This window comes from Curtobacterium sp. APC 4022 (assembly GCF_030407555.1).
Classification (GTDB): Bacteria; Actinomycetota; Actinomycetes; order Actinomycetales; family Microbacteriaceae; genus Curtobacterium.
This window is the reverse complement of the sequence record NZ_JASDDD010000030.1, coordinates 13,258-34,383: the sequence shown is the minus strand read 5'-3', so window position 1 is coordinate 34,383 and position 21,126 is coordinate 13,258. Positions and strand designations below refer to the sequence as shown.

14 protein-coding genes and 1 pseudogene are annotated in these 21,126 nt (G+C 71.2%); 8 read left to right on the top strand and 7 right to left on the bottom strand.

Annotation, left to right across the window (positions count from 1 at the left end):
* Positions 1 to 2: 2 nt before the first annotated feature.
* Genes glgX through treZ form a run of 3 tightly spaced genes read left to right on the top strand, consistent with a single transcriptional unit; the run spans position 3 to position 6,678 of the window.
* The gene (glgX, locus tag QL987_RS10655; RefSeq protein ID WP_290157627.1) at positions 3 to 2,417 is read left to right on the top strand and encodes a glycogen debranching protein GlgX; all 2,415 of its coding nucleotides are present in this window, start codon (positions 3 to 5) and stop codon (positions 2,415 to 2,417) included.
* Positions 2,414 to 4,927: a malto-oligosyltrehalose synthase gene (treY, locus tag QL987_RS10650; protein ID WP_290157626.1), complete on the top strand. Its 2,514-nt coding sequence runs from the start codon at positions 2,414 to 2,416 to the stop codon at positions 4,925 to 4,927. Before glgX ends, treY begins: the two co-directional genes overlap by 4 nt.
* Positions 4,924 to 6,678, top strand: a complete 1,755-nt coding sequence (gene treZ / locus QL987_RS10645; RefSeq protein ID WP_290157625.1) for a malto-oligosyltrehalose trehalohydrolase — start codon at positions 4,924 to 4,926, stop codon at positions 6,676 to 6,678. Before treY ends, treZ begins: the two co-directional genes overlap by 4 nt.
* A 79-nt stretch (positions 6,679 to 6,757) precedes the next feature.
* Here the strand turns inward: treZ and QL987_RS10640 are convergent, their stop codons facing one another.
* Entirely contained in the window at positions 6,758 to 7,762 is a 1,005-nt protein-coding gene (locus tag QL987_RS10640; protein WP_253461898.1) for an aldo/keto reductase family protein, read from the bottom strand.
* 695 nt (positions 7,763 to 8,457) lie between these two features.
* Between QL987_RS10640 and QL987_RS10635 the strand changes: the two genes are divergently transcribed.
* The 4 genes and pseudogenes from QL987_RS10635 to QL987_RS10620 form a co-directional block, all read left to right on the top strand.
* A complete protein-coding gene (locus QL987_RS10635; protein WP_290157623.1) occupies positions 8,458 to 9,147 on the top strand; it encodes a hypothetical protein in 690 nt (229 codons plus the stop codon).
* A gap of 129 nt (positions 9,148 to 9,276) precedes the next feature.
* Positions 9,277 to 9,837 (top strand): YceI family protein, encoded by a 561-nt coding sequence (locus tag QL987_RS10630; protein ID WP_111076481.1) that lies wholly within the window; start codon positions 9,277 to 9,279, stop codon positions 9,835 to 9,837.
* Between the two features lie 436 nt (positions 9,838 to 10,273).
* On the top strand, positions 10,274 to 10,840 hold the full coding sequence (locus tag QL987_RS10625; RefSeq protein ID WP_290157622.1) for a TIGR03086 family metal-binding protein: 567 nt from the start codon (positions 10,274 to 10,276) through the stop codon (positions 10,838 to 10,840).
* 233 nt (positions 10,841 to 11,073) lie between these two features.
* Positions 11,074 to 11,991, top strand: a pseudogene (locus tag QL987_RS10620) (aldo/keto reductase); the annotation flags it as partial.
* Between the two features lie 610 nt (positions 11,992 to 12,601).
* On the opposite strand, the gene QL987_RS10615 reads toward QL987_RS10620, so the two are convergent.
* Positions 12,602 to 13,597 (bottom strand): oxygenase MpaB family protein, encoded by a 996-nt coding sequence (locus tag QL987_RS10615; RefSeq protein WP_290157621.1) that lies wholly within the window; start codon positions 13,595 to 13,597, stop codon positions 12,602 to 12,604.
* Between the two features lie 177 nt (positions 13,598 to 13,774).
* Between QL987_RS10615 and QL987_RS10610 the strand changes: the two genes are divergently transcribed.
* A complete protein-coding gene (locus QL987_RS10610; RefSeq protein WP_253461887.1) occupies positions 13,775 to 15,460 on the top strand; it encodes a long-chain-fatty-acid--CoA ligase in 1,686 nt (561 codons plus the stop codon).
* 68 nt (positions 15,461 to 15,528) lie between these two features.
* On the opposite strand, the gene QL987_RS10605 is transcribed toward QL987_RS10610, so the two are convergent.
* The 5 genes from QL987_RS10605 to QL987_RS10585 form a co-directional block, all read right to left on the bottom strand.
* Positions 15,529 to 16,395: an ABC transporter permease gene (locus QL987_RS10605; protein ID WP_260497572.1), complete on the bottom strand. Its 867-nt coding sequence runs from the start codon at positions 16,393 to 16,395 to the stop codon at positions 15,529 to 15,531.
* Positions 16,392 to 17,444 (bottom strand): ATP-binding cassette domain-containing protein, encoded by a 1,053-nt coding sequence (locus QL987_RS10600; protein ID WP_290157617.1) that lies wholly within the window; start codon positions 17,442 to 17,444, stop codon positions 16,392 to 16,394. The genes QL987_RS10605 and QL987_RS10600 overlap by 4 nt, the downstream gene beginning before the upstream one ends.
* A 92-nt stretch (positions 17,445 to 17,536) precedes the next feature.
* Positions 17,537 to 18,292 carry a hypothetical protein gene (locus tag QL987_RS10595; protein WP_290157615.1) on the bottom strand — a complete coding sequence of 252 codons (756 nt, stop codon included), beginning with the start codon at positions 18,290 to 18,292 and terminating at the stop codon, positions 17,537 to 17,539.
* A 124-nt stretch (positions 18,293 to 18,416) separates the two neighbouring features.
* A complete protein-coding gene (locus QL987_RS10590) occupies positions 18,417 to 20,033 on the bottom strand; it encodes an inositol monophosphatase family protein (RefSeq protein ID WP_290157613.1) in 1,617 nt (538 codons plus the stop codon).
* Positions 20,030 to 21,106 carry an ABC transporter ATP-binding protein gene (locus QL987_RS10585; protein WP_290157611.1) on the bottom strand — a complete coding sequence of 359 codons (1,077 nt, stop codon included), beginning with the start codon at positions 21,104 to 21,106 and terminating at the stop codon, positions 20,030 to 20,032. The genes QL987_RS10590 and QL987_RS10585 overlap by 4 nt, the downstream gene beginning before the upstream one ends.
* Between the last annotated feature and the right edge of the window lie 20 nt (positions 21,107 to 21,126).

Sequence of the window (21,126 nt, the reverse complement as noted above, 5' to 3'; positions counted from 1 at the left end):
GTTTGCACACCTGGCCCGGCAACCCCTACCCGCTCGGCGCGACCTACGACGGCAGCGGCACGAACTTCGCCGTGTTCAGCGAGGTCGCCGAAGGGGTCGAGCTCTGCCTGTTCGATGCCGACGGGACCGAAGAGCGCGTCCGCCTCGTCGAGGTCGACGCGCACGTCTGGCACGCCTACCTCCCGACGGTCGGCCCGGGGCAGGAGTACGGCTTCCGCGTCCACGCGCCGTACGACCCGGCGAACGGCGTCCGGTCGAACCCGGCGAAGCTCCTGCTCGACCCGTACGCCAAGGCGACGAGCGGCGACATCGACTGGGACCAGTCGCTCTTCTCGTACACGTTCGGCGACCCGGACTCCACGAACGACGAGGACTCCGCGTCCCACATGGTGAAGGGCGTGGTGATCAACCCGTTCTTCGACTGGCAGGGTGACCGGGCTCCCCGGATCCCCTACGGCGAGACCGTCATCTACGAGGCACACGTCAAGGGCCTCACCGAGACACACCCGGACGTGCCGGAGGACCAGCGCGGCACCTACGCCGGCGTCTCGCACCCGGCGGTCATCGAGCACCTCCAGCGTCTGGGCGTGACGACGCTCGAGCTGATGCCGGTGCACCAGTTCGTGAACGACTCGACGCTGCAGGACAAGGGGCTGTCGAACTACTGGGGCTACAACACCATCGGGTTCTTCGCGCCGCACTCGCACTACTCGTCCTCGGGCGACGGCGGGCAGCAGGTGCAGGAGTTCAAGACGATGGTGCGGGAGCTGCACCGCGCCGGCATCGAGGTCGTCATCGACGTCGTCTACAACCACACCGCCGAGGGCAACCACCTCGGTCCCACGCTGTCCTTCCGCGGCCTCGACAACGCCGCCTACTACCGGCTGATGGACGACGACAAGCGGTACTACATGGACGTGACGGGGACCGGCAACTCGCTCAACGTCGGGCACCCGCACTCGCTGCAGCTCATCATGGACTCGCTCCGCTACTGGGTGACCGAGATGCACGTCGACGGCTTCCGCTTCGACCTGGCCGCCGCCCTCGCCCGGGAGTTCTACGAGGTCGACCGACTCTCCGCCTTCTTCGAACTGGTCCAGCAGGACCCGATCGTCTCGCAGGTGAAGCTCATCGCCGAGCCGTGGGACGTCGGCCCCGGCGGCTACCAGGTCGGCAACTTCCCGCCGCAGTGGTCCGAGTGGAACGGCAAGTACCGCGACACCGTCCGCGACTTCTGGCGGGGCGAGCCCTCGACCCTCGGTGAGTTCGCGTCACGCATCTCCGGGTCCGCCGACCTGTACGAGCACGACGGCCGCACGCCCAAGGCGAGCATCAACTTCATCACCGCCCACGACGGCTTCACGCTGTACGACCTGGTCGCCTACAACGAGAAGCACAACGACGCCAACGGTGAGGACAACAACGACGGCGAGAGCCACAACCGCTCGTGGAACTCGGGTGCCGAAGGCCCCACCGACGACCCCGAGGTCAACGCGCTCCGCCTGCAGCGCCGCCGGAACTTCATCGCCACCCTGCTGCTGAGCCAGGGCGTCCCGATGATCGCCCACGGTGACGAACTCGGCCGCACCCAGCAGGGCAACAACAACGTCTACGCGCAGGACTCCGAACTGAGCTGGATCGACTGGGCGACCGCCGACGACGACCTCATCCAGTTCACCGCCGACGTCGTCAAGCTCCGCCACGACCACCCCACGTTCCGACGGACCCGCTACTTCAACGGTCGCCCGGTCCGCCGCGGCGAGGGCGAGCCGCTGCCCGACGTGGTGTGGCTGACCCCGGCCGGAGACGCGATGCAGCCCGAAGAGTGGGACTCCGGGTTCGGCAAGAGCGTCGGCATGTACCTGAACGGCGAGGGCATCCGCGGACGCGACGCCCGCGGCGAGCGCGTCACCGACGTGGCCTTCCTGACGTACTTCAACGCCCACGACGGCGTCGTGACGTTCACGCTGCCTCCCGAGGAGTACTCCCCCGGGTGGACGGTCCGCATCGACACGGCCGAGCCCGGAGCGCGTGACGAGGTCCTCGAAGCCGGGGACGCACTCGACGTCCCGGCCCGCTCGATGATCGTCCTCCGAGCGGAGCCCGAGCACGAGATCCAGCGGACGCCCGTCGACACGACGACACACACCGCCGCCGACCCGTCCTCCGACGCGGCCGAGCAGTCCGATCCGGACCACCCGGCCGCGACTCCGGCGAACCCCGCCGCCTCGGCGACCCCGAGCGCAGCCGGGACGCCCGGAGCCTCCGGTGTCCCGAGCACGACGGGCATCCCGAACACGACGAGCCCCGCCAGCACCACCGGTCCCGACAGCGCCACCGCGACGACCGGAACCACCGCACCCGAGACGTCCGACCCCGGGACGCCCGACTCTGACACCCCTGGGAGTGCCGCATGACCCGCCGGAACCCGACCTCGACGTACCGTCTCCAGGTCACCGCCGACTTCGACCTGAGCGCCGCGCAGGACGTCGTCGACTACGTCCGTGACCTCGGAGCCGACTGGCTGTACCTGTCGCCCGTCCTGCAGGCGGAGCCCGGCTCCGGTCACGGGTACGACGTCGTCGACCACACACACGTGGACACCGACCGTGGCGGTGACGACGCGCTCCGAGCCCTCGCCGAAGCAGCGCACGCGGCCGGGCTCGGTGTCCTCGTCGACGTCGTCCCGAACCACGTGGGCGTCGCGACCCCGGCGGTGAACCCGTGGTGGTGGTCGCTCCTCGAGCACGGCCAGGAGTCTCCCGTGGCCTGGGCGTTCGACATCGACTGGGCCGCAGGCGACGGCCGCGTGCGCATCCCGGTGCTCGACGACCGGCTGCTCGACGCCGTCACCCTCGACGCGGGCACTCCGGACGGCAAGCCCCCGCGTCTGCTCGTCGGTGAGACGGAGTACCCGACCGCGCCCGGCACCGTGCGCGACGGCGACGACGTCGAGACCGTGCACGCCCGACAGCACTACGAGTTCGTGCACTGGAAGCGTGCCGACTCGGAGCTGAACTACCGCCGCTTCTTCGCGGTGAACACCCTCGCCGCGATCCGCGTCGAGGAGCCCGAGGTGTTCGCCGCCTCGCACAGCGTCATCGGTTCCTGGTTCCGCGACGGTCTCGTCGACGGCCTGCGCATCGACCACCCGGACGGGCTCTACGACCCGGCCGGCTACCTCGACGACCTCGCCGACCTGACCGGCGGCGCCTACACCCTGGTCGAGAAGATCCTCGAGCCCGGTGAACTGCTGCCGTCGTCCTGGCCGGTGGACGGCACCACCGGCTACGACGCGCTCGGGTTCATCGACCGGGTGTTCGTCGACCCCGTCGGCGAAGGACCCCTCACCGCCCTGGAGGACCGGCTCCGCGGCGGACACGTCGCCTGGCAGGACCTCACCCACGGGACCCGTCGTGGCATCGCCGACGGCATCCTGAACAGTGAAGTCCGACGGCTGGCGCGCCTCCTGGTCGTCGATCCGACCGTCCAGGCCGACGGCGCCCCGGTGTCCGAGGACCGGATCGTCGACGCCGTGGCGGAGATCGTGGCGAGCTTCGAGGTGTACCGGACCTACCTGCCGGAGGGCATCCACCACCTCGTCGACGCACTCGAGGTCGCGGCGGAGTCCCGCCCCGACCTGGCCGACGTCATCGACCGGATCGCGCCGGCGCTCTCCGACGCGGACAACGCGGCCGCCATCCGCCTGCAGCAGACCAGCGGCATGGTGATGGCGAAGGGTGTCGAGGACACCGCGTTCTACCGGACCTCCCGTCTGTCGTCGCTCAGCGAGGTCGGCGGCGACCCGAGCGTGTTCTCGGTCACCCTCGACGAGTTCCACGCCGCCCAGCGCGAGCGACTCGCCAGCTGGCCGCACGCCATGACGACGCTGACGACGCACGACACGAAGCGCAGCGAGGACACCCGTGCCCGCATCGCCGTCCTCGCCGAACTCGGCGAGGAGTGGACGGCGGCCTTCGACCGGCTGAACGCACTGGCCCCGCTGGCAGACGGCGTCTTCGCGAACCTGCTCTGGCAGGCGATCGTCGGAGCGCGTCCCGCCTCCCGCGAGCGTCTGCACGCCTACGCCGAGAAGGCGTCACGTGAAGCCGGTGACAGCACGACGTGGACCGAGCCGAACGAGTCCTTCGAGCAGCAGATGCACGCCCTCGTCGACGCCGCGTTCGACGACCCCGCCGTGGTCGCCGAACTCGATGCGTTGGACGAGCGGATCGACGCTGCCGGTTGGTCGAACGGCCTCGGCGCGAAGATCCTGCAGCTCACCGCTCCCGGAGTCCCGGACGTCTACCAGGGCACCGAGGCGTGGGACCGTTCACTCGTCGACCCGGACAACCGTCGACCCGTGGACTACACCGAACGCCGACACGTCCTCGCCTCGCTCGACGGCGCCGACGACGACGGCCCGGACACCCTGCCCGGCATCGACCTCGGTGCCGCCGCGAAGACACTCGTCACGAGCCGCGCGCTCCGCCTCCGTCGGGACCACGCGGAGCTGTTCACGCGGTACGTCCCGCTCGACGCGACCGGTCCGGCCGCGGACCACGTGGTCGCCTTCGACCGCGGCGGATCCGTGACGGTCGCCACGCGGCTGCCCGTCGGCCTCGACGCGGTCGGCGGCTGGGCGGACACGCTCCTGCACGTCGTTCCGGTGGAGCGCGTGGACCTGCTGACCGGGAGGCGCTTCCCGGCTGACCGGGACCTCCTGCTCGACGAGGTCCTCACCGACTTCCCCGTTGCACTGCTCGTTCCGGCCGACGTCGTCGACGGAGCCGGACACGACGCGGCGGAGGGCACGGCATCGGGCACCAGCACCACGAGCAGCACCAGCACCAGCACCAGCACCAGCACTGAAGACACCGAGACCGACGCCCAGGCCGAGGTCGAGATCCTGGAGGGTCACGCATGACCAGTCCCGACCGCTACGGCGTCTGGGCCCCCGAACCCGAGAACGTCCGACTCGTCGTCGACGGCACCGAGCACCCGCTCACCCGCGGGGACGACGGCTGGTGGACGACGGACGACGTCCTGCCCGTCGTCGGAGCGCGCTACGGCTTCCGCGTCGACGGGGACGACGCCGTCCGACCCGACCCGCGCAGCCGCTTCCAGCCCGAGGGCGTGCACGGCCCGTCCGAGGTCGTGGACCCGGAGCGCTTCCGCTGGACCGACGATGCCTGGACCGGTCGTCCGGCCCGCGGCGGCGTCATCTACGAGATGCACATCGGCACGTACACCCCCGAGGGCACCTTGGACGCCGCGGCCGCCAAACTCGAGCACCTGGTCGAGCTCGGTGTCGAGTTCGTCGAGCTCCTGCCCGTCAACGGCGTCAACGGCGAGTGGAACTGGGGCTACGACGGTGTCGCGTGGTACGCGGTGCACGCGCCCTACGGCGGCCCCGACGCCTACGACCGCTTCGTCGACCGCGCCCACGCGCTCGGCCTCGGTGTCATCCAGGACGTCGTCTACAACCACCTCGGTCCGAGCGGCAACTACCTGCCGCTCTACGGGCCGTACCTGGTGCAGGGTCTGGCCAACACGTGGGGCGACTCGGTCAACGTCGAAGAGCCCGAGGTCCGCCGCTACGTCCTGGACAACGTCCGGATGTGGTTCCGCGACCACCACGTCGACGGACTGCGACTCGACGCCGTGCACGCCATCCGAGACACGACGCGGCCGCACATCCTCGCCGAGATGGCCAGCGAGACCGACGCGTTCTCGTCCTTCACCGGCAAGCCGCTGTCGCTGATCGCCGAGTCCGACCTCAACGACCCGGTCATGTTCCGGCCGCGTGAAGCCGCCGGCTACGGGCTGGCCGGTCAGTGGTCGGACGACTTCCACCACGCCGTGCACGTCGCGGTCACCGGCGAGACGAACGGCTACTACGCCGACTTCGCTCCGCTGACCGCGCTGGCCAAGGTCCTCGACCAGGGCTTCTTCCACGACGGCACCTGGTCGTCGTTCCGTGGCAAGCGTCACGGCCGACCGATCGATCGCGGCACCTCGCCGACGACCGCTCTCGTCGTGGCGAACCAGAACCACGACCAGATCGGCAACCGCGCCGCCGGGGACCGCCTGGCGGCGACCGTGTCCGACGAGGGCCTGGTCATCGCCGCAGCGCTCACCCTGCTCGGCCCATTCACCCCGATGCTCTTCATGGGCGAGGAGTTCGCCGCCACCACCCCGTGGCAGTTCTTCACCTCGCACCCGGAGCCGGAGCTCGGCAAGGTCACCGCCGAGGGTCGGATCAAGGAGTTCGCCGAACACGGCTGGGACGAGTCGACCGTGCCGGACCCGCAGGACCCGACGACGTTCACCAATTCGAAGCTCGACTGGTCCGACGTCGACTCCGAGCGTGGCGCCCGGATCCTCAACGCGTACCGGGTTCTCGTTGCCCTCCGGCGGACCGACGAGGCCTTCGTGGACCACCGGTACGAGGCGAACGCGGTCCGTTTCAGCGAGGACGAGCGGTGGCTCGTGCTGACCCGCGGTCTGCTCGGCCCGACGGCAGCACCGGTGCACGTCGTCGTGAACCTGTCCGACGACCCGGCGGAGGTCCCGCTCGTCGGCGCCACCGGCGAGGTGCTGTTCAGCTTCGGCGATGCCGACTTCGACACCGACGGCGTCCGCTTCGCCGGCCGCGGGCTCGTGGTGGTGCGCTGACCTGCGCAACCCCGTGACGGACGGGAGGCCCGGTACCAGCTGGTACCGGGCCTCCCGTCCGTCAGGCGGTGGGTTCCGCTCAGGCGGGACGCTTGGCCGGCGACACGTTCTTCGACGCGTCGCGCTCCGGGATGTCCCCGAGCGCCTCGTCGATGCGCGCCATCGTGTCGGCGTCGAGCGTGACGCCCGCTGCCTTCACGTTGTCGGTGACCTGCGACGGACGCGAAGCACCGACGATGGCCGACGCGACGTTCTCGTTCTGCAGGGTCCAGGCGATGGCGAGCTGCGCGAGCGTGAGCCCGGACTCGTCGGCGACCGGCTGGAGACGCTGGACGGCCTCGAGGACCTCGTCGCGCATGAACCGCTTGATCATGTCCGCGCCGCCCTTCTCGTCCGTGGCGCGCGACCCCTCGGGGAGCGGCTGTCCCGGCTTGTACTTGCCGGTGAGGACGCCCTGGGCGATCGGCGACCAGACGATCTGCGACAGGCCGAGCTGCTTCGAGGCGGGGACGACCTCTCCCTCGATGACGCGCCACAGCATCGAGTACTGCGGCTGGTTCGAGATGAGCTGGAAGCCGAGCTCCTTCGCGAGGGCGGCGCCGGCACGGATCTGCTCGGCGGACCACTCGCTGACGCCGATGTAGAGCGCCTTGCCCTGGCGGACGACGTCCGCGAAGGCCTGCATGGTCTCTTCGAGCGGGGTCTCGTAGTCGAAGCGGTGTGCCTGGTAGAGGTCGACGTAGTCGGTCTGCAGACGCTCGAGCGAGCCGTTGATCGACTCCATGATGTGCTTGCGGCTGAGGCCGACGTCGTTGTGCCCCATCGGGCCGGTCGGCCAGTAGACCTTCGTGAAGACCTCGAGGGACTGACGGCGCTCGCCCTTGAGTGCTTCGCCGAGGACCGTCTCGGCTGCCGTGTTCGCGTAGGTGTCCGCGGTGTCGAACGTCGTGATTCCGGCGTCGAGCGCAGCCCGCACGCACTGGGTGGCGACGTCGTTCTCGACCTGCGAGCCGTGCGTCAGCCAGTTGCCGTAGGTGATCTCCGAGATCTTGAGACCGGAGTTGCCGAGGTACCTGAATTCCATGGTGTCGACGCTACTGGAGTGAGCGCGCACGCGGGAGGCCGTCGCAGTACCTGTGGACAGCCGACCGCGGAGCCGGCGTTGTGTGGTCCGGGGCAGGGCCGCTCGGGTCGGGACGCTCGGGCCGAGCGGGCGAGCCCAACCCGGCGAGCGGGCGAGATGCCAGGGCGAACCAGCCGCAACGACGACTTTCTCGCCCGCTCGCCCCGTCGCCCGCATACGCCCCGTTGCCGACCGCCGACAGACCGCCGCGGGCCACCGGCCCGACCAGACAGCGATCGGGCGAACCGCACTCCTCTTGACCACACCTCCGCCGAGCGGGTGGAAAGCGGACTGGATCAGGCATGCTCGCCCACGATTGCGCCCGCTCGTGTTCCGCGGCCTTTCCTGCACATCTCGCCGCCCTCCACATGAATCCACACTGGAGGCCCGCCCCGCCCCCGCCGTGCTGGTGCGGTTCCAGCATGGACGGCATGTCTCCGAAGACCCCGCTTCCCCCGGCTCTGCGCCGGACGCCGTTCCGTGTGCGCCGCGCGCTCCACATGGGTGTGCCGCGCGGCCGACTCGATGCCCGAGACCTCCGCCGGCCTTTCCACGGCATCCGATGCGCGACCCAGCCCCGGACACCGGACGAACTCGCCCGGGCACTCGCTCCGAGGCTGCGCGGCGATCAGGTCTTCAGCCACACCACTGCCGCCATGCTGCTCGGCGTCCCCCTGCCCCGTCGACTCGAGCGCGACCCACGCCTCCACGTGACGACGATCGGGACGGACCAGGCGCTCCGGGTCCGCGGGTCGGTCGGCCATCGTGCACGCGCCGGATCCGTCCGCGTCGTCCACAGCCGGGGTGTGCGGCTGACGCACCCTGCCGACACCTTCACCGCTCTTGCTTCGTCGCTCTCGCTGGACGAACTCATCGTCGCCGGAGACGCCCTCGTGGGGTGGCTCGGATGGGTGACGGTCCCTGAGCTCGTGGCAGCGGTCCGCCGACGTCGAGGGTGCCGCGGCGTCGTGAAGCTCCGCGCAGCGATCGCTGAGATCCGGACCGGCTCCCGCTCCCCCGGCGAGACACGGACGCGCCTCGTGCTGACCCGGGCGGGGCTTCCACAACCTGCGTTGAACCACGACGTCGTGGTGGACGGGCGGTGGGTGGCATGCGTCGACCTCGCGTACCCGGACGCTCGCGTCGCGATCGAGTACGAGAGCGATCTGCACCGGTCCGACCCAGCGACGTTCCGCAAGGACCTGACTCGGGGTGAACTGCTCAAGGACGGCGACTGGTGGTTGGTGCGAGCGACGGCGGACGACGTCGGGCCTGCTGTCGACCGTTTCGTCGCCAGGATCCACCGCCTGCTCGCCGTCGGAAGAGCGGGTCCACACCGTCCATGAGCGACGCTTCAGTGAACAATGGTTGACGCTTCAACCAAAGCGATGCAGAATGGGCTACGATCAGGTTCGATGCAGGCGCATGCAATGCCGCGCCCGCCCCATGACTCATCGCTCGAAGAAGGACACACCATGGCTCTCAACGCCTCCGCCATCCCCGGCTACGTCACCGGCACCTGGAAGCTCGACCCGACCCACTCCGAGGTCAGCTTCTCGGTCCGCCACCTCGCGATCAGCAAGGTCAAGGGCAAGTTCGAGCAGTTCGACGCGACCCTCGTGACCGCCGAGAACCCCCTCGACACCAAGCTCGAGGCATCCATCGACGTCTCCAGCATCAACACCAACCAGGCCCAGCGCGACCAGCACCTCGCCACCGGCGACTTCTTCCTCACCGAAGAGCACCCGCACATGGTCTTCCGTTCGACCGGCATCCGCGAAGATGGCGACGACATGCTGATCGACGGCGAGCTCTCGCTCCGCGGCGTCACCAAGCCCGTCACCCTGAAGACCGAGTTCGGTGGCGTCACCACCGACGGCTACGGCCAGACCAAGCTCGGCGCCGAGGCCACCACCAAGATCGACCGCACCGAGTTCGGCGTGAACTGGAACGCGGCCCTCGAGGCCGGTGGCTTCACCCTCGGCAACGACGTCACGATCAACCTCGACGTCCAGTTCGTCCTCCAGGCGGCCTGACCTCTCCCCCACACGAAGCCCCGGCGCCCTCGGCGTCGGGGCTTCGTGCTGTCCGGGCAGCACTGACCCGACCAGGACCCGCGGCTGCCTTTCAGGAGTCGCGCACCGTGTCCCGAGCGTCCGCCGCTCCCTCGCGCGCGCTGGCTCTCGCAGAGCCGAGCGGGCGGAACACCAGGGTGATCGCAACCGTCCCCGCGGTATGTCGCCCACTCGCCCACACCACCGGGCCCACGCGCGACCGCACCACCTCGGAACTGGACCTCAGCGCGGTCCGTCACCAGCGCCTCCCGTCACGCCGAGCGGTACCGTGATGAACGCTCCGGCGCACCCGAGGGAATCCGCCCCCTGGCCGCGGAGTTGCACGCATCACCGCTGCACACGAGCACGTCCGACCCTGAGGTCGAGACGTCGCCCGCCGACGAACAGGAGCACCCCGATGTCCACCGACTGGATCACGTTGCAGACCCTCGCCGTGGCCGAGTTCGGCCGCCGTGTCGCCGCGGTGACCGACTGGGACGCGCCGACCCCGGACTCCGAATGGACCACGCGCGACCTCGTCGCACATGTGGTCGACGAGCAGCGCTGGATCCCGAAGCTCCTCACCGGCTGCGACCACGAACAGGCCGCAGCCGACCTCGATCCGATCGGGGACGACCTCCTTGCCGAGTGGCAACGGCACTCCAGCGCCGCCATCGAAGCGTGGCAGCGCGCTCCGAAGGACACGCCGGTGCACCTGTCGACGGACGTGGTGCAGGCCGGCGAGTACCTCGCGGAGCAGACGAGCGACATCACGATCCACACGTGGGACCTGGCCCGTGCGACCGGAAGCGACGAACACCTGCCGGACGAGCTCGTCGACGCGGTGTGGACGCACTTCGAGCCGCAGATCCAGTCCCTCGCGGCGACCGGGCTGTACGCGGCTCCAGTGCAGGTGGACGACGATGCTCCGCTGCAGGTCCGTCTGCTCGCGGTGACCGGGCGAGATGCCCGGGTCCCCGCCTGACGCACCCCGCAGAAACACCCACTCACGCACCCGCCCACGCCACACACCCGCTCAACACCGCGCAGGAACGCCCGCTCACGCCCGCCCCGCAGGAAGGCCCTCTGACGCACCAGTCAGCAAGGCCCGCACCCCGCACCACCCGCCACGGAAGGACCCGCTTGTCCGACACCCCCACCGTCCCGACAGTCCGCCTCGGCAACACCGGCCTCGAGATCTCGAGCGTCATCCTCGGCATGATGTCCTACGGCGACCCGACCATGGGCTCGCACGCCTGGAGCGTCGGCATCGACGAAGCGCGCCCCTTCGTCCGCCGCGCGTTCGACGCCGGCATCACCACCTTCGACACCGCGAACGTCTACTCGGCGGGCAGCAGTGAGGAGATCACGGGCGAACTCCTCAAGGAACTCGCTCCGCGCGAGGAGGTCCAGGTCTTCACGAAGGTCTTCAACCGCATGCGACCGGCCCGGAACGGCGCCGGGTTGTCCCGCGCGGCGATCATGCACGAGATCGACGCCTCCCTGACTCGCCTCGGTACCGACTACGTCGACCTCTACCAGATCCACCGTTTCGACCCGCTCACCCCGGTCGAGGAGACGATGGAGGCCCTGCACGACGTCGTCAAGTCCGGCAAGGCCCGCTACATCGGCGCGAGCAGCATGTGGGCGTGGCAGTTCGCGGAGATGCAGCACGTCGCCGAGCGGCACGGCTGGACGAAGTTCGTCGCGATGCAGGACCAGTACAACCTCCTCGAACGGGAGGAAGAGCGCGAGATGCACCCCTTCTGCGCCCACACCGGCGTCGGCGTGATCCCGTGGAGCCCTCTCGCCCGCGGCAAGGTCACACGTCCGTGGGATGCGCAGGGCTCCGGCTCCCGTTCCGACACGGACGAGTTCGGCAAGACGCTGTACCGCCAGGACGAGGATGCGAACCGCGCGATCGTCGAGGCGGTCGGACAGGTCGCGGAGGCGCGTGGCGCGAGCATGGCGCAGATCGCCCTCGCGTGGGTCGCCGGCAAGCCCGCCGTCTCCGCGCCGATCATCGGCGCGACGAAGGAGCACCACATCGACGACGCGGTCGCTGCGACGGCGATCGAGCTAACGTCCGATGAGGTCGCGCGACTCGAGCAGGCGTACACCCCGCGGGTGCCGTCCGACCCGTACCCGCTGGCTCCCGCAGCGAGCCGCGAGTGCCACGCTCGGCGAGCGGGCGGAATACCGCAGTCCCTCGGCGCAGACGGCCACGCATTCGCCCGCTCGCTGACGAGGGCGGCGCGGCAAGCGTCGACCGGCCGCCGTCCCTCGCACCGTGGCCCCACTGAAGGCGAGCGGGCGGAACACCAGGCTGAGCGTGCCGGGACTCGCTCGTTTCCGCCCGCTCGCTGACGAGGGCTTCGGCGGGGTCCTCGAACGATCGCGTTGCTGACCGGTCAGGGGTCCAGCGGGCGGAACACCGCGGTGCCCGGGCGTGGGACCGGTCAGATCCGCCCGCTCGACGCAGCGGGGATGTCGGGTCGGAGTCGGACGGGTCGGGACTGGGTTGCGGCGTGAGCGGGCGGAATGCCCGGGGCGACGACGGAGACCGGGGACGAATTCGCCCGCTCGCGCTCGGCGATGCGAGATGACGGCGGCCGGTCGAGCGCCAGCGCAGCGCCGCGCAGCGCCTGCGCCAGCGCCGCGCCTGCGCCTGCGCCAGCGCAGCGCAGCGCAGCAGCCGCACGCGCGCGCGTCGCGCGTCGGACAGCGCGCGCCGACGCAGTGTGCCTCAGACCGCGCCGAGACCCCGCTCCGAAGCGCCCGCAGCGCCCGCGCCGCCGTCCGCTCCGACCGCACCCGCCGCGCGCGCCTCGGCGGCCTCGCGCTCGAGCCGCTCGAGCCGCCGCAACGCCGCCCGCTCGCTGCCCGACTGACTGCCGAGCACCCCGGTGATGCCGTCGAGGACCAACCCGGTCGCGCGGTCCACGGGCAGCTCGATCGGGCCGAGCATCGGCGCTCGGATGCCGAGCAGCGCCCGGTGCCGCGAGTCGAGGGTCGACACGGCGCCCTGGTAGAGCGCGCGGTACCCGGGTCGGAGCATCGCGGCGAGGGGCGGGTTCTTGATGAAGCGCAGGACCTCCCGGGTCCGCGGCGTCACCGCGAGTTCGCCGCGGTCGAGGTAGCCGTCCATCTGCGCGCGGAGTTCGGCCTCGGTCTCCGGGGCGTCGTGCACGTGCATCAGGCGGCCGGCGATCGCCCACTCGCGGACGTAGGCGTCGGCGCCGCCGGGGATGGGCTCGCCCCAACGCTGGGCGGTGCGGAGGAACGCGTCCGTGAACGCGAGGTGCACCCAGCGCGCCAGATCGGGGTCGTTCGCGGTGTAGGGCCGTCCGATGCCGTGGCCGTCGACGTACTGGCCGCGCACGCGTTCGTGGAGCCGCAGCACCCAGTCGCTGCCGGAGGTCGCGGTCGCGGTGTCGCCGTGGGTGACGGTGTAGATCCAGCGGATGGTGCCCGCGAGGCGTCCGAACGGGTCCTCCTTGTACCGCGAGTGGTCGGCGACCCCGGCGAGCGCCCCGGGGTGCAGGGCCTGGACGAGGAGGGCGCGGACACCGGCGACGATGGTCTGGTTGCCGCCGTGCACGGACCAGGTGGCGGAGCCGGGGCCGAAGAAGCCGGCGTCGGTGCCCTGCTCGAGCGCGTCCACCCACTCCGGGCTGCCCTGGTTGCTCCCGGTGAAGGTGGCCTGGAGACGGGTGCGGAACGCATCGGTGACGAACGACATGTCCTCATGCTCCGTCGGTCCCCTGACAGCGCGCCCGGCCGTACTCCGGAAACCGCGCCCGCCGCACGCACCACCCGCGCACCAGCACCGGCTCCCAGCACCAGCACCAGCACCAGCACCAGCACCCAGTCCCCCCCGCCTGACAACCCCTCGGATCCGCCCGCTAGGTTGGACCACGTGAGCACCGACACGCCTCGTCCCTGGCTTGCCTCCTACGCGTCAGGGGTGCCGCACGACATCGAACCGATGACGGGGTCCCTCCCGGACCTGGTCGAGCAGTCCGCCCGGCGTTTCCCGAAGGCGGTGGCGCTCGAGTTCTTCACGCGCGAGACCACCTACGCCGAGCTCGAGGACCAGATCGCCCGCGCGGCGAACGGCCTGCGGAAGCTCGGCGTGACGAAGGGCGACCGGGTGGCACTGGTGCTGCCGAACTGCCCGCAGCACGTGGTGGCGTTCTACGCGGTCCTCCGCCTGGGCGGCATCGTCGTCGAGCACAACCCGCTCTACACGCCGCGTGAGCTGCGCCACCAGTTCGAGGACCACGGTGCGACGGTCGCGATCGCGTGGGACAAGTCGGTCGCGACACTGCAGGACTTCCCGGCGGACGTCGCCCTCCGCGCGATCGTGTCGGTGGACCTCACGCGCGCGATGCCCCGGACCACCCGTCTGGCGCTGTCGCTGCCGGTGGCGAAGGCCCGCGAGTCGCGGGCGAAGCTGACGACCTCGGTGTCCGGCACGACCCGCTGGGACGACCTGGTGTCGACCCGGAAGCTGTCGAAGCGGCACCCGCGCCCGGAGACGGACGACGTCGCGCTCATCCAGTACACCTCCGGCACGACCGGCACCCCGAAGGGCGCCGTCCTGACGCACCGGAACCTGCTGGCGAACGCCGCGCAGGCGCGTGCCTGGATCCCGCAGATCAGCGCGGGCGACGGCAGCGTCGTGCACGCGGTGCTGCCGATGTTCCACGCGTACGGGTTGACGCTGTGCCTCACCTTCGCGATGAGCATCGCCGGGAGGCTCGTCCTGTTCCCGGCGTTCGACCCCGCGTTGGTCCTCAAGGCGATCAAGAAGCGTCCGCCGACGTTCCTGCCGGCGGTGCCGCCCATCTACGCCCGGCTGCAGCACGCCGCCGACTCGGCGAAGGTCTCGCTGGCGGGCATCGACATCGGCATCTCGGGCGCGATGCCGCTGTCGCAGGACGTCATCGAGCCGTGGGAGGCGCGCACCGGCGGCTTCCTGGTGGAGGGCTACGGCCTGTCCGAGTGCTCCCCCGTGCTGATGGCGAACCCGGTGTCGGACGCCCGACGTCTGGGTGCGATCGGCCTGCCGCTGCCGTCGACCGAGTGCCGTGTGGTGGACCCGGACGACGAGTCGCGGGTGCTGGGCACGGACGAGTCCGGCGAACTGCAGGTCCGCGGCCCGCAGGTCTTCGGCGGGTACTGGGGCAAGGCCGAGGCCACCGACGAGGTCTTCACCTCGGACGGCTGGTTCCGCACCGGCGACATCGTGGCGATCGACGCGGACGGCTTCGTGCGGATCGTCGACCGGCTCAAGGAGCTCATCATCACGGGTGGGTTCAACGTGGCGCCGTCCGAGGTGGAGGACACGCTCCTCAAGCACCCGAGCGTCAAGGAGGTCGCGGTCGTCGGCGTCGTGCAGAGCGGCAACGAGCAGGTCGTGGCCGCCGTGATCCCGACCGATCCGGCGACGTTCGACGCGGAGGCGCTCCGGGCGTGGTCCCGCGACCACCTGGCCGCCTACAAGGTGCCGCGTCGTGTCGTGGTGGTCGAGGACCTGCCCCGGTCGATGATCGGCAAGGTCCTGCGCCGCAAGGTGCGCGACGCGATCCTGCACCGCTAGCCGCCCACCCCAGCACCACGAGCACAAGCACCAGCACCAGCACCAGCAGCCGGCACCAGCACAAGCTCCTACTTGCTGCTGATCCGCGTGTACTTGTTCACCGCCCACGGCACGAACACCGCGAGCATCACCGCGATCCCGATCAGCACGGTCGCGATCGGGTGCTGCATGGTCCAGATGTCCGGCACCGGCGCCGACCCGGCGTTGCCGAACAACTCCCGCGCGGCCTGCACGAGCGAGGACACCGGGTTCCACTCCGCGAACACCCGGAGCACGAGCGGCATGGTCTCGCTGGGCACGAAGGCGTTCGAGATGAACGTCAGCGGGAACAGGATCATGAACGAGGCGTTGTTGATCACCTCGGGTGTCTTGACGCTCATGCCGAGCAGCGCCATCACCCAGCTGAACGCGTAGCTGAACAGCAGGAGCAGCGCGATCCCGCCGACGAACTCGACCGGGGACGAGTTCACACGCCAACCGACGGCGAGACCGGTGGCCATCATGATCACCATCGAGATGCCGTTGAGCACGAGGTCGGAGTTCGTCCGCCCGACCAGGACCGCCGACGCCGACATCGGCAGGGTCCGGAACCGGTCGATGAGCCCCTCCTTGAGGTCCTGTGCCATCGCCGACCCGGAGAACGTGGCCCCGAAGACGACGGTCTGCGCGAAGATCCCCGCCATCAGGAACTGCGTGTAGTCGGTGCCCTGCACGCTGATCGCGCCGCCGTAGACCTGGCTGAACAGCAGGACGAACATGATCGGCTGCAGGACGGCGAAGACGAGCAGGTCCGGCGACCGCTTGATCTTGACGAGGTTCCGCTTCGTGACGGTCCAACCGTCCTCGAACCAGACCGCGAGTGGTGCGGTGACGACGACGGGCAGCTGCCGGCCGAGTGCGCCGTCGGTGCCGGTCGTCGTGCTGGTGACGGTCATCGGACCAGCTCCTGCCGGGAGGCCCGCCCCGCGCCCGACGGTCCGCCCGCGCCCTTCCCGTCGCCGCCTCCACCCCGGCGGCCGTCCCCGCCGGCGTCGTCCGTCGCGGCGTGCCCGGTGAGGCGGAGGAACACGTCGTCGAGGGTCGGCCGCCGCATCCCGGCGTCGTGGAGTGCGACGCCCGCGGTGCCGAGGTCGGCGAGGACCCGCTGCAGCGCCGCGGGTCCGGCGTCGACGGCGACCGCCCGGGTGCGTCCGTCGCCGCTCGTCTCGACGTCCCCGGTGCCGTGACGCCGGAGGACGGTGGTGGCGGTGTCCCCGTCGGCCGCGTCGACCAGGGTGACGACGACCCGGTGGCCGCCGACCTGCGCCTTGAGCTCGTCGGAGGTGCCCTCGGCGATGACCCGTCCGTCGTCGATGACGGCGATGTCGTCGGCGAGCTGGTCGGCCTCCTCGAGGTACTGCGTGGTGAGGAGCACCGTGGCCCCGCTGGCGACGAGGTCCTCGATGATGCCCCAGAGTGCCAGGCGGCTGCGCGGGTCGAGGCCGGTCGTCGGTTCGTCGAGGAACAGCACGCGCGGGTTCATCACGAGTGCCCCGGCGAGGTCGATCCGCCGCCGCATGCCGCCGGAGAACCCCTTGACGGGGCGGTCGCCGGCCTCGGAGAGCCCGAACACGTCGATGAGTTCGCGCGCCCGGTCGCGGGCGGCCCGTCGACCCAGGTGGTACAGCCGCCCGATCATCTCGAGGTTCTCGAACCCGGTGAGGTTCTCGTCGACGGCGGCGTACTGCCCGGAGACGCCGATCGCTCGTCGGGTGCCCTGCGGGTCGCGGACGACGTCCATGCCGGCGACCGTCGCGGACCCGGAGTCCGGTTCGACGAGGGTGGTGAGGACCTTCACGGTCGTGGTCTTGCCGGCGCCGTTCGGGCCGAGCAGTGCGGTGACGGTGCCCTCGGGCACCGCGAGGTCGAGACCCGCCAGTGCGTGCACGGGCCCCGACTTCGAACGGTACGTCTTGGTGAGGCCGGAGGCCTCGATGATGGCCATGTCGCTCCTTCGTGACCGGCTGCGTCCCTCGGGGGGGGTCGACCGGACACGTGCACCGGCCGACCGGGGTCGGCGGGAGCGACGGACGTCACTCAGACGTCGAAGCCACCGCCGAAGTCGCTGGAGCCCTGGTCGAACCCGCCGTCGGACATGCCGCCGAAGTCGGAACCACCGTCGCCCCACGAGGCGTTGTCGTACCCGCCACCGTCGGCCACGCCGCCGTCGCCGGATCCGTTCCCAGTGTCCCCCGATCCACCGTCATCCGCACCACTCGCATCGGTTCCACCGTCGAACGACCCGGGGTCCGGCAGGAAGGCGCTCATCAGGGCGGAGCCGATCACGTAGCCGCCGACGGTGCCGAGCAGCGAGGCACCGAGCATGCTCCCGAACCCGGGCCCCTGCCGATCGCCGAAGCCACCGCCGCCACCGAGACCACCGAGCGAGCGCTCCATGTACCCGGGCTGCCGGAGCTCGGACCGGGTCGCGCTCTGGGCGAGCGACCGCGGGTCGTCGCCACGCGGGGCCTCGCCGGCCGGGGCGGAGCGGGTGAACTCGTCGTAGACCATCCGACGCTGCTCGGGCGTCAGGGTGGCGAACGCCTCGGCGTGCACCTCCTCGATCCGCTCGGGCGGCGCGGTCCGGAGCAGGTAGCGGTACCGCTCGACGGCGCGCTGGTCCTCGGCCCCGGCCTGCTGGCCGGGCTGCGCGGGAGCACCGTACGGCGCGGCCGGTGCCTGCTGGTACGACTGCTGCCCGTACTGGTACCCCGGCTGCGGTGCCCCACCGGTCCCGTTGCGTGGCTGCTCCGGACGCTCCTCGCGGCCGAGCAGACGGTCGAGGAATCCCATGGTGTGCTCCTTCGTCGCGGGCACCGTGCCCGCTGCCGCCCACGGTAGGCACCGGTGGCCGAGACTGACTGTGCGTGCGCTCAGAAGCCGCCGTGGGCCTCCCGGCTAGGAGGCCCGTCCCCCGTCAGGACGCCGACCCGCCCCCGGTGACCGCCGCGGTCCACACCTGGAACAGCTCGTCCGCCGCACCCGGGTGCGCGACCAGGAACGGTGCGCCGACCGGCGGGAAGTCCTGCACCGGCCCGTCGAGGGTCAGCACGACCCCGCCGGCCTCGTGCACGAGCAGCACCGCGGCACCGTGGTCGATCGGGTTGAAGGCGGAGACGCACCCGCCGATCCCCCGACCGGCGGCGACCTGCGCGATGGTGAGCGTGCCGGACCCCTGGACCCGCAGCGTGCACGAGCGGTCGGCCAGGGCGTCGAGGAACGTGCCGAACCCGGGCCACGGCCGGTGTCCGTCGAGCTCGGTCCCCACGACGGCTCCGGCGAGCGCCCGGGGGACGTCGTCGAGTCGCAGTGCGCGGTCGCGGACGGTGGCCCCGCGGCCGCGTCGGGCTTCGAACACCTCACCGCGCCAGGGGTCGGCGACCACTCCGACCAGCGGACGCCCGCCGCGGGTGAGGCACAGCGACATCGACGTCCAGGGCACCCCGTTGACCAGGTTCGTCGTGCCGTCGACGGGGTCGAGGTACCAGCGGTGCCGGTCGCCCGGTGCGTCGCCGTACTCCTCACCGGTGAAGCCGTGCGTCGGGAAGACCGTCCGCACCCGGGAGCGGACGTGCTGTTCGACGAGCCGGTCCACGTCGGTGACGAGGTCGGCCGGGTCGGCCTTGGTGCTGACCTCGCTGACCGGGTGCTCGCGGGTGAACGCGATCACCTCGTGGGCGATCCGGTGGGCGAGGGCCTGCGCGCGCGAGGCGACCTCGGTCTCGGTGGGTTCGCGGTCCCGCTCGGGCCAGCCGTCCCGTTCGGCGGCGGCGAGGGCGGCCTGGACCCCGGCGACGTCGTTCGTCGTGATCGAGTCGACGCCGAGGCGTGCTGCCCAGAGCGCGGGTTCGACGTCGTCCACGGTCCAGACGGCGACGCGCAGCCCCAGCGCGTGCGCAGCCGTGACGGTGCGCGGGGTGAGGAACGCGACGTCCAGGTTGAGCGTCGACGGCGTCAGCGCCAGCAGGTCGTCGGCCGTCGGCGGCTCGAGCGACTGCCAGGCGAGCCAGACGTCGGCGTCCGGCAGCTCCGTCCGGACGGCCGCCATCGCCGCGGGCGCCCCGCACCACGCGACGCTGGTGGTCCCGGTGGCGCCGGCGACGGTGCGTGCGGCGACGACCGCGTCGGCCGCGTCCGTCAGGTCCACGAGCAGGGTGGCGCCGCAGCCGTCGAGTCGTTCGAGCGCGGCGTCCAGGCGCGGGATCCGGTCCAGGCCGTTGCCGAGCCGGGCGACGTCGCACCAGCGGACCTCGGACACCGGTCGGGCGTCGCCCCACATCCGGCCGAGGGTCTCGTCGTGGAGCAGGACCGCGACGCCGTCCGCGGTGCGTCGGACGTCGACCTCGATGGTGTCCGCGCCGAGCGCCTCGGCGACCGCGATGGCCGGCAGGGTGTTCTCCCGCCGGACCCGCGGGGCACCGCGGTGCGCGACGAGGCGTGGGATGCGGACCGTGGCGACGGTGTCCGTCGCCGCCGAGGGGACGGGCGTGCTCACGGACCCCGGCGTGGCCACGGCGACCTCCGAGGCGCTCATCGTGCGACCTCCGTCAGGACGCCGTCGCGGTACACGAGCACCGCACCGATCCGGACGCCGGTCTCGGTGCCGAGCGTCGGTGGTGGGCCGGTGACGTAGGCACGCAGCTCCGCGTCGCCGGACCGGAGGACGAGCTCGGCGAAGTGCCCGCGCATGAGCACGCGGGACACCGTTGCCCGGACCGGGCCGTCGTCGGTGAGCACGACCTCCTCGGGGCGGACGAGGACCTCGTCGCCGGCCGGGACCGGGGTGCGGACGGCGGCCAGGAACGCGCCCGTGACACTGCTCGTGGCACCGATGAACGACGCGACGAACCGGGTCGACGGGCGGGCGTAGAGGTCGGTGGGCGACGCGACCTGCTCGATCCGCCCGTCGTGCATCACCGCGATCCGGTCCGAGATGCTCAGCGCCTCGTCCTGGTCGTGGGTGACGATCACGGTCGTGATGCCGAGGCGCTGCTGGATGCGCCGGATCTCGTCGCGGACGCTGACGCGGAGCTTCGCGTCGAGGTTCGACAGCGGTTCGTCGAGGAGCAGCACGTCGGGCTCCTGGACGATCGCGCGGGCCAGGGCGACGCGCTGCTGCTCGCCGCCGGAGATCGCGGTCGGCTTCGAGGTCGCGTGGTGGGTCAGGCCGACGAGGTCGAGCGCCTCGTGGACGCGCCGGGTCGTCTCGGCTTTCGACACCCGCCGGGTCCGCAGCGGGAACGCCACGTTCTGCGTCACCGTCATGTGCGGCCAGAGCGCGTAGTTCTGGAAGACCATCGCGCTCGGTCGGCGCTCGGGTCCCAGGTCGGTGACGTCCGCACCGCCCATCGTCACCGTGCCGCCGTCGACGGGCAGGAAGCCGGCCACCATGCGGAGCGTGGTGGTCTTGCCGCAGCCGGACGGGCCGAGCAGCGAGACGAGCTCGCCCTTCGCCACGTCGAGGTCGATGCCGGCGACGACGTCGCGTCCGCCGAGGGACTTGGTCAGTCCCCGCAGGACGAGACCGCCGGACGGGCGGCCGTCGGTGGGCCGGTCGACGGTCTGGAGGCCCGGTGCAGGGTCCGCGAGGAGCGTTGCGTCCGACATGTGGTCGCCTTTCGTGCTGC